Below are 15,135 nucleotides of genomic sequence, written 5' to 3' on the forward strand. Positions count from 1 at the left end.
AGACTGGAGGTTACAGTTTTTCATGAGTTAAGCATGAGGCGGAGCCTCATGGGTGTTTTTATATTTTTATAAAATTACTCTTTTTTGAAAAAAATCTAAAAAATACCATACAAATCAATAGAAATTATTTTTTAATGAGATGCAGATCTTTGGAAGCATAATTTCTTAGTATTCACAATAGAGGTATGAGATGGAGAACGTTTTTCCAAAATTCCTACATTTTGGCCACGTGTTATCATGGGGGCGACAATTTTGACCTCTCCTGATGAAAAAACCGGATGTATATACGAACACACTTCCGTTGACAATCCGGTTCCTTTCGCAGGACGAGCAAAGTCATTACGACTTCAACGTGGAATTCGTCCATGGATGGCCAGCCTGATAGCAATTGGAGGAATTATTGGCTCCATCTATTACCTGGGTTCAGGATATCTCATTGCAGAAATGGGCCCGAGTGTTATCTTGCTCTATGCAATCGGAGGTCTTGTTATCTGGACTGTTATGCAGTCATTTGCCGAATTATTAGTAAATGTTCCAAGACAAGGAAATTTTATCAGTCATTCGGCGGAATTTATATCTCCTACATGGGCTGTTGGAACCGGGTGGAGTTATTGGTTTAACTGGTGTGCATATATTCCGTCTGAAGCTGTTGCGGGCGGAATCATCATGCATGTATTTGCCCCCCAGCTTTCGGTTGTTGCCTGGGCGGTCATTTTTCTCACGATGATTACCATCCTGAATATCATCCATGTTGGCGGATTTGGTTTTGTTGAAAGTAGTCTCTCCCTGATTAAAATCATTCACAATGTCGTATTTTGTATCGTTGCAGTACTGATTATATTCGGTTTTTTCGGAAATGGCGGCCCGATAGGATTCAGTGTTTTATTCCCACCAAATAGCGATCCCTTTACCGATATTTTTCCCGCTGGTGTCTTTATTCTCATCAGTAACCTGGCTTTGATCCTGGTAAATTTTCAGGGTTCAGAAATTGTCGGACTTGCTGCTTCTGAAACACAAAATCCTGACAAAGTCGTGCCAAAAGCCTGCAGGCAGGTAGTATACCGGATACTACGTGTAGACATTATTCCTATCCTTCTCCTCGTCATGATCTTACCATATTCTGAAGCAGGACTGGAAGACAGTGTTTTCTCACTCGCATTAGCCAAGTACGGTTTTACAGAAATTGCCGGAGTGCTTTCATTTATCGTCCTAACAGCAGCTTTTTCTTGTGCCAACTCCGGATTTTACGGAGCAGTCAGAGCACTCTATGGATTATCCCTGGAAGGAATGGCACCTAAAATGTTCTCAAGACTCAGCAAACAATGCACTCCGATGTATGCTACCCTTTTTACCCTGCTCATATGCTGGGCAGTCCTAAGTTTATGGTGGATTTCGAACGGTGAAGGAGAATTATATCTCTGGCTCTTATCAGTTTCAGCATTCACTGGTGCCATATGCTGGATTTCAATCTGCTATTCACAGGTAATATTTAGAAAAAGAATATACGAAAGAGGATATCAAAAAAGCGATATCAAGGCTCCTGCACCCCTGTCTCCCTATGTTCCCCTGCTCATCGGTGTAGTACTCGAGATATTTGCACTTGTTATCCTGGTGTTCAATGAAGATCTCCGGGGATCTCTATTTCTCTCCATTCCGGCTGTGACCGTTCCCATGATCCTCTATATCATCGGAAGAAAAACAGGAAGAATCAGTGGAATTACCATCAGACATGAAGATGAAAAGACATTTGATGAATTATTCCCCGATAGATCCCAATTATAATTTCTTATTTTATCTTCGAGTTACATAAAAAATTTTTATTTTTGGTGTACAGATAAAATACACCCTTTTTTAAAGTTTCAAATTTTTAGAAAAAAAGATACAAATCTTCATTCTAAATGAAAACCATTTTCAAAAATGAGATGGAGGAGTTATTAATGAAAAGAACTCCTGCTGGAATAACTACCATGAGCAATATTGCCACTCAGTCTTAACACAGGACCTGCGATAACAGCCTGATCTGCAGAACTCATCCCGGCATTTCCATAGATTGTTAATTTTAGCAGATATGATCCTGGTTTGGTGTAGGTATGTGAGGGATTTTTATCTTCCGATACTGCCCCATCCCCAAACTCCCATAAGTATCTCTTGATTGGTCCTGAAGAGTTACTGGTACATTGAATGGTTAAGGGGATATCACCGGTTGTCGGGTTTACGGCAAATCTTGCAACCAGTGGATCAGGTTTCGTGTTAACAACGATGTATCCTCTCTTTGTTACAGAATCTGAACCATCCGGCCATTCAATGTCAAGTGAAATTGTGTAGATACCTGTTGCATTGAAAAGATGAGAGGGATTTTTCTCATACGATTCAGCACCATCTCCAAACTTCCAATGTGTTTTGGAAATATTCCCTATTGACTGATCGGTAAATTGAACCAATAATGGTGCATTGCCTGTTCGCTTATCTGTTCCGAATTCTGCTTTAGGCCGAATATTTGGAGATGAGACTGTGATTAAGTCATTATACGTAATTTCTGAAGTGCCATCCGGTCCGGATACTGACAGACCAACGCAATACCCTCCGGCTTTTTCATACGTATGAGAAACAAACTCTCCAAATCCGGTTTGATTATCACCAAAGTCCCATTTCCAGTCAGTGATGTTTCCGGTTGATGTACTGATAAATGAAACGTTTAGAGGCATAACCCCGGATACAGATTCAGCAGTAAAGGATGCCACCGGAACAGGAGACGGTTTTACTACTTCAATCAGATTATTATCAATGATCTCCCGGGTTCCGTTTCCGGTTTCATAAATCAGACGAATGGTATAGATTCCTGAATCGGTGTACGTATGCTCTGTTTCATTACACTGGTCTGTTGTTCCATCACCAAATTCCCAGAGGAATGAACCGGGTTTATCTGACCATGAGGATTTGAATGCAACTGTCATCGGTGCTGTCCCAAATGTTTCAGATGGAATAATCTTTGGATAATCATAACCTGGTGATGAAAAATTATCGGCACTGTCCAGAGGAACTATGACAGTAACATCTGTTTCTGATGAGGATACCAATTCTGAATTCGTATCATTACCCTCAACAAATCCGGATTCATTTACCCATTCAATTAATTCCGGTGTGATTTCATCAGATTCAAAAATAATGTCGGGTGTAAAATTAAATGGAATAATCAAATCGTTTGAAATTTCTTCAATATTTCCAGATCTTTCAGACTGATTCTCTGATTGAACATTTTCGCTGCCTGGTTTTTCAACAGGTACCAGAGGTGATAAATAAACCATCTGTGAAGTGGTATCAGATCCTCCAGGTCCGGTTACATCAAGTCTGATTGAATAATTACCCGGTGCTGCATAGGTATATACAGGATAACGGGTATTTTGTATCACTCCGGGTTCAAATTCGAACTTCCAGTCTGAGATCTCCCCTTCAGAAAGATCTGTGCACTGAACAGTACAGGGAACAGTACCTTCAGTAACATTCAAAGAGAAATTCGCTTTCGGAGGAGATACCGGTTTTGTTACATTTACAAACTGATTCTTCGTAATTGAACGGTTAAGTCCATTACCATCCTGAATTGTAAGTCGTACATCATAAATTCCCGGATTTTGATATACATGGTCCGGGGATTTTTCCTGTGAAGTGATACCATCTCCAAAATCCCAAATAAGACTTCGAATATCATCAGGAGAATTTTCTTTAAATAATACAGATAATGGTGCTTCACCCTCTAATGGTTCAGCCTGAATTACTAATTCAGGTGAAAGTGAAGATCCCAGCACAGAAATTAAATCGTCCTTTACCGAGATATCATCACCTGTTTCTCCTTTTACCTCCAAAGATACGGAATAGATTCCCGGTTGCTTATAAACATGAGAAGGATCTTTACGATCTGATGACTCTCCATCACCAAACTGCCAAATCCGGGATGTGATATCTCCCGTTGACTTATCTGTAAAAGAGACATTCAGTGGTGCTTCACCTCCGATTGGAAGAGCACTAAAAGCTGCCTGTACCGGCACGATATTCTCTTTAACCACGATGATATTTTCATATAATTTTTCTGATTCACCCAGGTCACCGGAAATAACCAATCTCACGGAATATGTTCCCGGCTCATCATATACATGTTCAGGGTTTTGTTCAGCAGATATTTCACCATCCCCAAACCTCCAAACCCATCCGTTAATCTGACCGGCAGATGCATCATTAAATTTGACTTTTAATGGAACATTACCTTCATAATTATTACAACTAAAATCTGCATTTAATGGAACAGGAGGGGGACTCGCAATGATATCTTTTGTGATACTATTCTTTCCTCCCGGGCCTTTAACCGTCAGAGTTATTGAATATTTTCCGGAATCATAGTATGTATGTGTCGGGTTTTTTCCCCTGTTCACTTTACCATCACCAAAATCCCATTTCCAGTCAGTTATTTCACCGGACGACATATCCGTGCACACAAGTGAGAAAGGTGTGGTTCCTTCTACACTGCTCACCGAAAAATCAGCTAGTGGAACTTCTGATGGAGGATTAACCTGAATTGATTTCTCTTTTGAAACTCCATTTCCTGCATCTGGACCATATACGGTAAGATTAATCAGAAAAGTCCCAGGCTCTTCATATCTGTGTTTAGGATTTTGCTCAGCTGAAGTGGTCCCATCACCAAAATCCCACAACCAGGCAGATATATCACCCTTCGATAAATCTGTACAGGTTACATCAAGAGGAATTTTACCATTTTCAGGTGTAATTGTAAGATCACAATCTATCGGGATTGCAATTACAGATTCAGTTGGAAGAGTTTCGGAAATTATTTCCTGACTTTCCTGCTGAGCAGGTAATACTTCCGGTACTGATTCTGTATCCTGAATGTTTTCTGTGGTTTCTTCAATTTGAACTGATGGCTGATTATCAGATGAGGGTACCGGTGTGGGTAATGGTGTTGAAATTGGAATGTCAGGATTTACAATAATATAAGAAGGTCGGGTAATTGTATCTTCATTATGAGAACCGGAAACTTCAAGAGTTACTTCATACTTACCGGGGTTTTCAAAAACATGTATGGGGTTTTCTTCATTCGAATTTGTTCCGTCACCAAAATTCCATAATCGTTTGAGAATAACCCCTTTGTTTTGTTCATAAAACTGAACTTTGAGTGGAGCTTTTCCTTCAGTAACTTCTGCTGAAAATGATGCAGATACCGGCTCTATAACAGTTATCAGATCTGGTTTTTGAATGGTATCTGTTCCGTCAGTACTGCCAATAGTAAGTGATAGGGTATATATTCCCGGATTCTGGTAGATATGAATTGGTGATTGAGCAGCAGAAGTAGAGCCATCTCCAAAATCCCATCTCCAGGTATCTGGATTTCCGATTGAAGAATCATTGCACATTACTTCCAACGGTGCAAGACCAACAGGATTTGAGACAGAAAACTCTGCTTTTACTGATGTAATATTGGTAAGACCTTCAGTCTGCAAATTGTCCTGGTTTTGAACAGTCGGTAAATCATTCTCAATATTATCAGGAGTCTTTATATCGGGATCTACTACAGTATCAGGTCTGGTTATAACTTCCTGTTCCTGCTTATCAGGACTATCTACCGGCTCGGATATTTTGATATAGCCGATACGGGTTTTTTTATCAGTTCCTCCGGTTCCGGATATCAATAGAGAGATAGTATAAACACCCGGATTTGTGTAAATATGAACCGGATTTTTATCCGATGAACTTTCTCCATCTCCAAAAGACCATTCATAATGGTCAATTATTCCGGTCGATGAATCGGAAAAAGTAATGACACAAGGAGCAGAACCAGACAGTTTATCCGCAAAAAAATCTGCACTGATTGATGTATGCGCATTCTGTACACTGATCGGAGGAATATCTCCCATCACAAACCCGGATAAAAGTATTAGAAAAATACCCGATATCCAGAAAAGACCGAACCAATTACCCATCTTCATGAGCCAGACCCATCCTGATATAGCATATTGATTTTAATATATAAAAATTGTTATCTAAAAGAGAAACGCCGAAGGGGAGATTTGAACTCCCGAGGTGTTACCACCAGTGGTTTTCGAGACCACCGCCTTCCCGGACTAGACTACCTCGGCATAAGTGCTTTACCATGTTATCATTATCTTTTGATAATGGTATCGAAAATCCATAATCGCCTCCTGGTGATATTTGAAAATTATTACCCAATCGATTAACTTTTTTATCGATTACCGAAATAGATGAGTTGTGAATTGTTTGATTGATAGATTAATAATTTTATTTTCGTGAGAACATTTTTCATTCAAAAAAGGAAAACATTACTATAATCCCATTTCAATGAACAATACAAATAACATTGATTATTATGGACATATTTAGAAAAAGGGACGGAAGAAAAGAACTGGGAAAAATCTCCTGGTCGGTCCCATTTCCCCCGGACCTGCTGGCACGACTGAGAGGATTTTCACCGGTTTTAATATCAAAAGCATCGGGAATGTACCTTGAAGATGTTTTTGATATCTTAAAAGGATCTCGACAAAAAACTTCTCCGGATGTTATAGAACTACTGGAAAAGGTTCTAAAAAAACTGGAAGATGAAGATCAAAGACTTGAACGTGAAGCAGCAAAAATTAACTTTTTAATAAAAGGGTTCGACGTCCTTGAACAAAAACAGAAACGACAACTAAACAGATTGCCAAAATCCAATGACGATTTAGAGAACTAAAAAAAATTATTCCATTGGTCCCGGTGCACCACCATGTGCAGACTGGGATACCATCATATCATCAACACGAAGGAGCATTTCAACAGCTTCTTCTGAACTCTGGATTGCCTGTCTCTTGCAACGGAGAGGTTCAATAACTCCTTCCTTCTGCATGTCTACTAGTTTCCCGGTATAAACATTCAGACCAAAGAACTTCTTACCCTCTGCATGAGCCTTTTTAAGTTCTACCAGTTTGTCAATTGGATTATATCCGGAGTTCTCTGCAAGAGTGATTGGAACCGCTGCAAAAGCATCTGCGTATGCTTCAATTGCCATCTGTTCCCGACCTCCGACCTGCACTGCATAGTCACGAAGTTTGACAATTAATTCACTCTCAACTGCAGCTCCTCCTGGAACGAATTTACCATCTTCCATTCCATCCATGACTACACGAGTTGCATCTACGACAGCCCGCTCAAGTTCATCGACAAGATAATAGGTTGAACCTCTCAGAAGGATAGTAACCGTTTTCGGGTTTTTTACACCGGAGATAACAACCATTTCTGCGTCGTCTAATTCTTCTGCTTTCGCAGCAGCACCCAGGTGTTCTTTCCGGAGATCTTCTGCTTTTGTTACAATAGTTGCATTTAATGACCGGGCAGCGAATTTCAGATCGTTTTCCGGAACGTCTTCGATAGCCAGAATTCCTGCTTTTGCAAGGTAAAACTGTGCTGCATCTGCAATTCCCTTCTGACAGAGAAGAACATTTGCGCCGGATTTTGCAACTGCATCTGCCATTTCCTTCAGGGTTTCGCGTTCCTGTTCTGCAAATGCTTCAACCTGGTCAGTGCTTGAGATTTTTATTTTTGACTTGACTTCTGTCTTTTTTATTTCAAGCTCTTTCTGAACAAGGGCCACCTTCGCATTAGTAATACGCTTTGGCATCTCCTGGTTTACCCGTTTCTTATCAATGACACACCCAAGAATAAGTTCGGCATCATCCATTGATGCACCGGTGTGTTTCTTGATCTTAACGTCATCCTCATTAACCAGAATTTTTGTGCCGTTCTTTTCAGCTACTTTCATTACGGCTTCAACAGAAATCTCGCTTATCTTGTCCTTGACATCCTCGATGGATTTTCCGGTAATTGCAGTCTGGACAATTTTTTTCATGACATCCTTGTTATATGGATCGGTTTTTGATGCCATGGCATTTAAAATTTCAAGAGCCTTCTGCATTCCCATACGGTATCCACGACAGATAACTGTGGGGTGAATCTTTTTATTGAGCAGTGATTCTGCCTGCTCCATTAATGCACCAACGAGAATTACCGCAGTAGTGGTTCCGTCTCCGACCTCTTCATCCTGAGTCCGGGAAACTTCAATGACCATTTTTGCTCCCGGGTGCTGGACAGAGATTTCATCAAGAATTGTAATGCCATCATTTGTAATGGTGACATCTCCGGTCCCGTCAATAAGCATCTTATCCATTCCGCGTGGACCTAATGTAGACCGGACAGCCTCAGCAAGTGCCTTTGCTGCTGCAATATTGGAGCGCTGAGCTTCATAGCCCTGAGTTCGCTCGACATTCTGTTTCAGAATGATTATAGGTTGTTGAGCAAGCATGGAATATCCTCCGTTTCAATACAGGTGGATTTAAAGTTCTATATAATAATTGTGAGTTGAAGGTGATTAAACCAATCACTCAGTCAATTCTGGAGACCTTAAACAGACTGTATACCGGAACACCGTCTATGTCACGAATGCCGCGCTTATCAAAGAGAACACAACAAGCAACAGGGACCGCACCATGTCTTTTTATATAATTGATAACTTCCTGCAGGGTTTTTCCGGAGGTGATTACATCATCCACAATCACCACCTGCTCGCCTGGACGAATACCAAAATTACCACTCATGGACCCAACCGGTTCATCACCAATTGCCTGCTTGGCCGGATGATAAATACCAAGCCTGACTCCTTCAGAAACAGCCATCAGAGTTGCAAGAGGAATTCCGGAGATTGCAATTCCCACATATACCTGAGGAACAGGGCCATCCGGTTGTTTAATGTGAAGCCGTGACTGGAGCATCATGGCACTTTCTTCAAGTAACTGCGACTCTCCACTTACAGCAGTCCAGTCTATATGTACATCTTTTGGAGTTGCCGCTCCTTTTTCCTGGGTGAGAAGCCAGGTGACAGTCTCCATGGAAAGTGAGAGTTCATCCGCTATCTGCCCAGGACTATGTCCTTCACTTCGGAGAAGACGGGCTTTTTGGATCAATTCATCGAGAGTAGACATCAGAAAAGCTTTTCGTCAATCTATTTAATTTTTCTTTTGACTGGTGAGCCACAGATACCACAAACTGAATCATCCGGCATACTGGAATAATACTTCCCGCATCCTGAACATCGTAATTTCCATTTTTTTTCGATGGATTTTCTCTGAATTATCGGATGAATATTAACTCCCAGTTTCCGTGCGGTATTTTGAAGAGCAAAATCATCAGTATATACTTCCCCTTTTAATTCTAGTGCCAAAGCAAGGATATCAATATCAGTGGGTGATAATACAGTCCTGTCTCCGGATTTTTCTGCAGCAGCAAGAACTTCAGAAATAGAATCATCATGAGGGTCACGGATAATAAGCCCCTGCTCTATCAGTACCTCAAGTCGTGCCTTACCCCTGAGATCTTTTATCTCGTCTATGACTTTAGAAACAGTCAGAATTTTATCCTGAAAAGAGAGATGGAGAAAAAAAGCTGATGTGTCAAGTATACTGACCAGAGGTTTTTCTTCACTATCCACGGCAGGTCTCCATTTTCGTTACAGGTACCCTGCTAGTGCCTCTGCAGCAGAATACGTACTACAGGCACGCTCAATAGTATCACTACATGAAACTGAATATATCCCGGCGCTTGTAAGACGGGTATATGCCCCGGATGCAAGAACTCCATGAATTCCGACGGTGTGTATCGACCGGGCTCCTTGTTCATAGAGCATTGCTGCTGCCGTTGCCTGAGTCCCTCCGGTTGAGATAATATCATCTAAAATGATGATGTCCCGTCCCATTACAGGGATATTTTTCGGCTCTATTTTCACCAGGTCGCCGGACAATCTTGTCTTTTGAAGATAATCAGATTCCCAATTTCCTAGTGATGCAACATCCTGAGATAAATTCAGCGCCCCTTCATCAGGACTGATTATGAGTGGATTATCGAGAACTAAAGAAGAGATAAATTTGGCGACAGGAGAAGTAAGAGAGATGTCAGTAGCTTCAGTATGGAAGTAATTCAGAACAGATTTTTCATGAATATTTATAGTATATACCCTGGAGACATCTTTACCCAGTATTCCGGCAATAACCCGGGCAGAAAGAGGTTCTCCGGAATTGAACTGTTTATCCTGTCTGGCATACCCCATATAAGGAATTACAAGAGTGATATCAGAAGAAGAAAATGCATCTTTTAAGAGCAGAACCTCCACCAGATCATCACTGGTAAGAATACTACCACAAATTATGATTTTTTCTGCGGACTGCATTGCCCTGAGATATATTTCACCATCCGGAAATCTCTGCCATCTGGCGTCTATTACCGGAATATTGAGCGCAGTCGCAAGCCGTCCTGCTAGGACCTGTGACCTTTCTGTACTGACAACTTTCATGATTCCATATGGATTTGCTGAAAGTACTTAAACAATTGTCCATGAAATTATTACCACGAACGATATTGCAGGTGTCGATATTATAATGAATAAGGTGAACGACCAAACGGAGGAACAAAAAATACAAGATACTCCTGATACAGGCACAATTAAGTCTGATCAGGATATTTCAGCAGCTCTTAATGAAAATGATAAACCTGATGCGCCTGCAGAGAATGTTCAGACTGGAGAAGAAACCGAGCAGCAGGAAGATAAAAACCTGCCCGATGATGGATCATCACGATCGGTTGCGGTCCCTGAAAAACTCATAGACCAGGTTATTGGTCAGGACCATGCAGTTGAGGTCATTCGAAAAGCAGCGATTCAGCGCAGACATGTGATGATGATCGGAACTCCCGGTACCGGCAAATCCATGCTTGCAAAAGCAATGGCTGAACTTCTTCCAAAAGAAGAGATGCAGGATATCCTTGCATATCCAAATTCCGACGATCAGAATGAGCCAATTATCCGAACCGTAAAATCAGGACGAGGAAAGGAGATCGTGACGGCTCATAAAAATGAGGCGAAAAAGAAGATCCAATTCAGAAACACCCTCATTATGATCCTGATGATCGGTATCATCGGTTACGCATTCATCACCTATCAATGGCTTATGGGGATTATTGCAGCCGCTTTCATCTTCATGGCACTCAGATATGCAACTCCCCGCGAAGAACAGATGGTTCCTAAATTACTCGTCACAAATGATAAAACCGCAACTGCACCTTTTGTCGATGCAACCGGTACACATGCCGGAGCACTCCTTGGTGATGTGCGGCATGATCCATTCCAGTCAGGAGGACTTGAAACACCGTCACATGACCGGGTTGAAGCAGGTGCCATTCACCGGGCTCACAAGGGCGTCCTCTTCATTGATGAGATAAATACCCTGGGTCTTCCATCCCAGCAAAGTTTGCTGACTGCTATGCAGGAAGGAGAGTTCTCAATAACCGGTCAAAGTGAACGATCTTCCGGTGCCATGGTACGGACTGAACCGGTCCCCTGTGATTTTGTTATGGTAGCAGCAGGAAACCTTGATGCTGTTGAGGGTATGCACCCGGCTCTCCGGTCACGTATCAGGGGGAACGGATATGAAATCTACATGGAAGATACCATGCCGGATACCGCTGAAAACCGTGAGAAATTTATCCGGTTCATTGCTCAGGAGATAAAAAACGACGGTATGATTCCACACTTTGACAAGAGTGCAATAGATGAGGTCATACACGAGGCAAAACGCAGATCCAACCGGAAGGGATACCTCACGTTAAAACTCCGTGACATAGGCGGTCTTATCAGGGTTGCCGGAGATCTGGCACGACAGGAAAGCGCTGAACTCACTACCCGTCGTCATGTCATCGATGCAAAAAAGACTGCACGATCTATTGAAGACCAGATATCTGCACAGATGATCAAACGGACCAGGGAATACGAACTTGCAGTAATAGATGGAACCGAAATCGGGCGGGTAAATGGTCTTGCAGTTATGGGAAGTGATGCCGGATCAGTCCTTCCAATCATGGCGGCAATCACTCCGGCTCAGGGCGACGGCGGAGAAATTATCGCCACCGGTCTTTTGAAAGAAATTGCACAGGAATCCATTAAAAATGTGGGTGCAATCCTGAAACGTTTCACCGGAAAAGATATTCGCAATATCGATATTCATATCCAGTTCATTGGAACATACCAGGGGGTTGAAGGAGACTCAGCTTCAGTAACTGTTGCAACTGCTGCAATCAGTGCACTTGAATCAATCCCTGTTAGGCAGGATATCGCTATGACCGGCTCTCTTTCAGTCAGAGGAGATGTTCTTCCTGTCGGTGGAGTTACATACAAGATAGAGGCAGCAGCCCGTGCAGGAATCCGGACTGTACTCATACCAAAAGCAAATCTTGGTGATGTATTAATTGAAGATGAATTTCTCTCATCCATTGAAATTATCCCGGTAGAGAAAATTGATGAAGTATTAAAAATTGCCCTGGTTCCGGATAACCGTGAAGTCTTCTTAGACAAATTAAAATCCATTGCTTGGTCAACAACACAAAAAATCCTCAATACTGAATTACCTGCAGCACGGACGGTTGTCTGATGACAGTCCCTTACCGGTATTATGACATCCGCAGGGTTACCGGAGAGGTTACCCAGATTGATGTCGACAATGGCAAAGTGGAACAGGCAGGCTCTTCATTTTTTGATAAAGCAGTCATTCGAGTTCTTGGAGACAAGGGCTGGGGAGTTTTCTCTGTTTCCGGTGAAGAAGCAGATTACGAGAAACTTCCTGAAAAACTCATCAAAGAAGCATTAGACGCATCCAGCATTACGACGGTTAATATTTCCCTTCAGGACAGCCCTTCATCCATTCACAAGGTTCCATCCATGAAAGAAAATCCTGCTGATGTCAGCCTTGATGAAAAAGTATCAGTCCTTCTTGACCTGTATAAACACACAGAGGGACAGGATATCGTTAGCAGGCGTATAAATTACATCGAAAAAGACGAGGAAGTCTCTTTCTCCGACAGTCTCGGACATCAGTATGACTATCATCTTTGCAGATGTGGATTTTCGGTTATGGCTGTTGCATCAAGAGCAGGCATTGTCCAGATGGGTTATGAACGGGACCATACAATCTCCGGTCTGAATATCAGACACAGACAGGAGCTGGCCAGCGAAGCTGCTCACCGGGCCGTGAGACTTCTTGATGCAAAACCATCAAAAGGTGGTATTATGAAGGCAGTCCTGGATCCTGAACTTGCTGGAGTATTTGCACACGAAGCAGTTGGTCATGCCTCTGAAGGAGATCTCATCAAAGAAGGAAGTTCTATTTTAAAAGGGAAAATAAATGAGTTAATTGGATCTCCTTTATTAACCATTGTGGATAACCCCTCTCTTCCGGAATTCGGATTTTGTCCGGTTGATGATGAAGGATCTGAAACAAAAAGAACCGAGATCATTAAAAACGGAGTCCTGATGTCATACCTTCATTCAAAAGAAACACTTGCTTCAATCGGACACGGGGATACCGGTCATTGTCGCGGTATGCCGGGTGTTGAACCAATTGTCCGGATGAGCAACACCTTCATTGAAAATGGTGATGCCAGTTATGATGAGATAATAGAAGAATGTAAAACCGGTATTCTGCTTAAAGGCTCCCGGGGTGGGCAGGTTGATCCAGGCCGTGGAATGTTCCAGTTCAATGCCGAATATGGATACATAATTGAAAACGGTGAACTCTCTACGATGGTCAGGGATGTTTCCTTATCCGGAGAAATATTACAGACTCTGCATACTATCTCCCTTATTGGTAATGACATGGCACTTCATCCGGGATATTGTGGCAAAGGCGGACAGACAGTTCCGGTAACTGACGGTTCACCACATCTTCTTTTACATAACGCAGTAGTAGGAGGATGTGAAATTGATTGATGAAATCTTTCGTGCTGCACAAAAAATTACTGATGAAGCAGAAGTATTACTGGCCCATTCAGAATCTATCAGTGCAGATCTAAAACAGGACAATATCGCCATAGGAAGCCGGACAAGGGGATCTGGACTTATCATCAGGGTTATTAAAGACGGAAAGATTGGTGTTTCATGCACTGATAACCCGCAGTCATGGAAAAAATGCCTTGATGCAGCGGTTGCAAGTGCGAAATTTGCAGATCCGGTAAACTGGAAAGGACTTCCAGACCCACAACAACTTGATAAGAAACCTCTTGCTTTTGATAACCGAATAACTCCAGACCCAGCTCTTGTAATGAACCTGATATCCAGGCTGAAAAGTGGTGCAGAAACCTATAACGCAGATATCACATCAGGATCTGCTTCACTTGCCTGGTCAGAACATACGCTTGCGAACAGTCATGGTCTTTTTTACTCGGAAAAAGGAACACAGGCTCAGGTCGGGCTTGAGATGATCGCCGGCCAGTCAACAGGTTATGAATCGGATTCTTCATGGAACCTTGACAACATAAATCCCGAGAAGACCGGAGAAGAAGCTTCATTTTTTGCAGCAAAAGGACAGAACGGGGAAGAGATCAAAACAGGGACCTATGATGTAATACTCTCCCCGCAGACAATCTCCCAACTCCTTGACGCCGCAATAATTCCTGCTTTATCAGGAAGAAATGTGCATACCGGACGGTCATTCTTTGCGGATAAAATGGGACAGCAGGTTGCCGGAGATAACATTTCGCTTATTGATGATCCCTTTGACAGCAGAGGGCTTGCAAACAGTGCATGGGATGGTGAGGGAATGCCAGTCAGAAAGATCCCCTTTATTGAAAATGGTATCCTCAAATCCTTTGCCTATGATCTTCGAACTGCATACCGGTATGATCAGGAACCTACAGCCAGTGCAGTAAGAACCGGACAATCCGGAGCACCCGCAATAGGAAACCACAATCTCCTGATAACCGGCAAGGAAATGAATGTATATGAAGAACCAGGCATCTATGTTCATGACCTGATTGGTGCCCACACAGCAAACCCAATGTCCGGAGATTTTTCTGTTGAACTCTCTTCTCCATTCAAAGTTCATGATGGGGAAATGAGTGAGCCAATACGAACCGGTATGATATCAGGTAACATTTTTGAAATCCTGCATAAGATTGATGGATGTAGTAAAGAGACAAAGACTCTTGGTTCATTAATCGTCCCGACGGTCAGGATTTCTGGTCTCTCCGTTATAGGGAGAGCATAAT

The 15,135-nt window shown here is 42.3% G+C and carries 10 protein-coding genes and 1 tRNA gene; 5 read left to right on the plus strand and 6 right to left on the minus strand.

Features of this window, described 5'->3' with window-relative positions; genetic code table 11:
• The first annotated feature begins 252 nt into the window (after window positions 1-252).
• Window positions 253-1,782 carry an amino acid permease gene (locus tag DLD82_RS12965; protein ID WP_181391434.1) on the plus strand — a complete coding sequence of 510 codons (1,530 nt, stop codon included), beginning with the start codon at window positions 253-255 and terminating at the stop codon, window positions 1,780-1,782.
• 152 nt (window positions 1,783-1,934) lie between these two features.
• Here the strand turns inward: DLD82_RS12965 and DLD82_RS12970 are convergent, their stop codons facing one another.
• Together DLD82_RS12970 and DLD82_RS12975 are read right to left on the minus strand one after the other, a co-directional pair.
• A complete protein-coding gene (locus DLD82_RS12970) occupies window positions 1,935-5,921 on the minus strand; it encodes a PKD domain-containing protein (protein ID WP_181391435.1) in 3,987 nt (1,328 codons plus the stop codon).
• A 138-nt stretch (window positions 5,922-6,059) separates the two neighbouring features.
• Window positions 6,060-6,143, minus strand: a tRNA-Ser gene (locus tag DLD82_RS12975).
• Between the two features lie 248 nt (window positions 6,144-6,391).
• On the opposite strand from DLD82_RS12975, the gene DLD82_RS12980 reads away from it, so the two are divergent.
• Complete coding sequence (locus DLD82_RS12980; protein ID WP_109941557.1) at window positions 6,392-6,751, plus strand: hypothetical protein; 360 nt, start codon at window positions 6,392-6,394, stop codon at window positions 6,749-6,751.
• A gap of 6 nt (window positions 6,752-6,757) precedes the next feature.
• Here DLD82_RS12980 and thsA read toward each other — a convergent pair whose 3' ends face one another.
• The 4 genes from thsA to DLD82_RS13000 all read right to left on the minus strand — a co-directional run bounded on the left by thsA (window position 6,758) and on the right by DLD82_RS13000 (window position 10,396).
• Window positions 6,758-8,356 carry a thermosome subunit alpha gene (gene thsA / locus DLD82_RS12985; protein ID WP_109941558.1) on the minus strand — a complete coding sequence of 533 codons (1,599 nt, stop codon included), beginning with the start codon at window positions 8,354-8,356 and terminating at the stop codon, window positions 6,758-6,760.
• A gap of 79 nt (window positions 8,357-8,435) precedes the next feature.
• The gene (locus DLD82_RS12990; RefSeq protein WP_109941559.1) at window positions 8,436-9,032 is read right to left on the minus strand and encodes an orotate phosphoribosyltransferase-like protein; all 597 of its coding nucleotides are present in this window, start codon (window positions 9,030-9,032) and stop codon (window positions 8,436-8,438) included.
• 20 nt (window positions 9,033-9,052) lie between these two features.
• Window positions 9,053-9,538, minus strand: coding sequence for an NOB1 family endonuclease (locus DLD82_RS12995; RefSeq protein WP_109941560.1), 486 nt, complete (start codon window positions 9,536-9,538; stop codon window positions 9,053-9,055).
• A gap of 18 nt (window positions 9,539-9,556) precedes the next feature.
• The gene (locus tag DLD82_RS13000) at window positions 9,557-10,396 is read right to left on the minus strand and encodes a ribose-phosphate diphosphokinase (RefSeq protein WP_109941561.1); all 840 of its coding nucleotides are present in this window, start codon (window positions 10,394-10,396) and stop codon (window positions 9,557-9,559) included.
• An 85-nt stretch (window positions 10,397-10,481) separates the two neighbouring features.
• Between DLD82_RS13000 and lonB the strand changes: the two genes are divergently transcribed.
• From lonB to DLD82_RS13015, 3 genes are read left to right on the plus strand one after another with little or no spacing between them, the layout of a single operon-like run.
• The gene (gene lonB / locus DLD82_RS13005; RefSeq protein WP_109941562.1) at window positions 10,482-12,524 is read left to right on the plus strand and encodes an ATP-dependent protease LonB; all 2,043 of its coding nucleotides are present in this window, start codon (window positions 10,482-10,484) and stop codon (window positions 12,522-12,524) included.
• Window positions 12,524-13,858, plus strand: a complete 1,335-nt coding sequence (locus tag DLD82_RS13010) for a TldD/PmbA family protein (protein ID WP_109941563.1) — start codon at window positions 12,524-12,526, stop codon at window positions 13,856-13,858. Before lonB ends, DLD82_RS13010 begins: the two co-directional genes overlap by 1 nt.
• Entirely contained in the window at window positions 13,845-15,134 is a 1,290-nt protein-coding gene (locus DLD82_RS13015) for a TldD/PmbA family protein (RefSeq protein ID WP_109941564.1), read from the plus strand. The genes DLD82_RS13010 and DLD82_RS13015 overlap by 14 nt, the downstream gene beginning before the upstream one ends.
• Window position 15,135 lies beyond the last annotated feature (1 nt).

The organism is Methanospirillum stamsii (assembly GCF_003173335.1).
Lineage (GTDB): Archaea > Halobacteriota > Methanomicrobia > Methanomicrobiales > Methanospirillaceae > Methanospirillum > Methanospirillum stamsii.

Bases quoted from the DNA above. Each gene is read 5' to 3' on its own strand.
- lonB (WP_109941562.1), top strand. From the start codon at position 10,482: ATGAATAAGGTGAACGACCAAACGGAGGAACAAAAAATACAAGATACT.
- thsA (WP_109941558.1), bottom strand. From the start codon at position 8,356: ATGCTTGCTCAACAACCTATAATCATTCTGAAACAGAATGTCGAGCGA.
- DLD82_RS12990 (WP_109941559.1), bottom strand. From the start codon at position 9,032: ATGTCTACTCTCGATGAATTGATCCAAAAAGCCCGTCTTCTCCGAAGT.
- DLD82_RS12980 (WP_109941557.1), top strand. From the start codon at position 6,392: ATGGACATATTTAGAAAAAGGGACGGAAGAAAAGAACTGGGAAAAATC.
- DLD82_RS13010 (WP_109941563.1), top strand. From the start codon at position 12,524: ATGACAGTCCCTTACCGGTATTATGACATCCGCAGGGTTACCGGAGAG.
- DLD82_RS13000 (WP_109941561.1), bottom strand. From the start codon at position 10,396: ATGAAAGTTGTCAGTACAGAAAGGTCACAGGTCCTAGCAGGACGGCTT.
- DLD82_RS12970 (WP_181391435.1), bottom strand. From the start codon at position 5,921: ATGGGAGATATTCCTCCGATCAGTGTACAGAATGCGCATACATCAATC.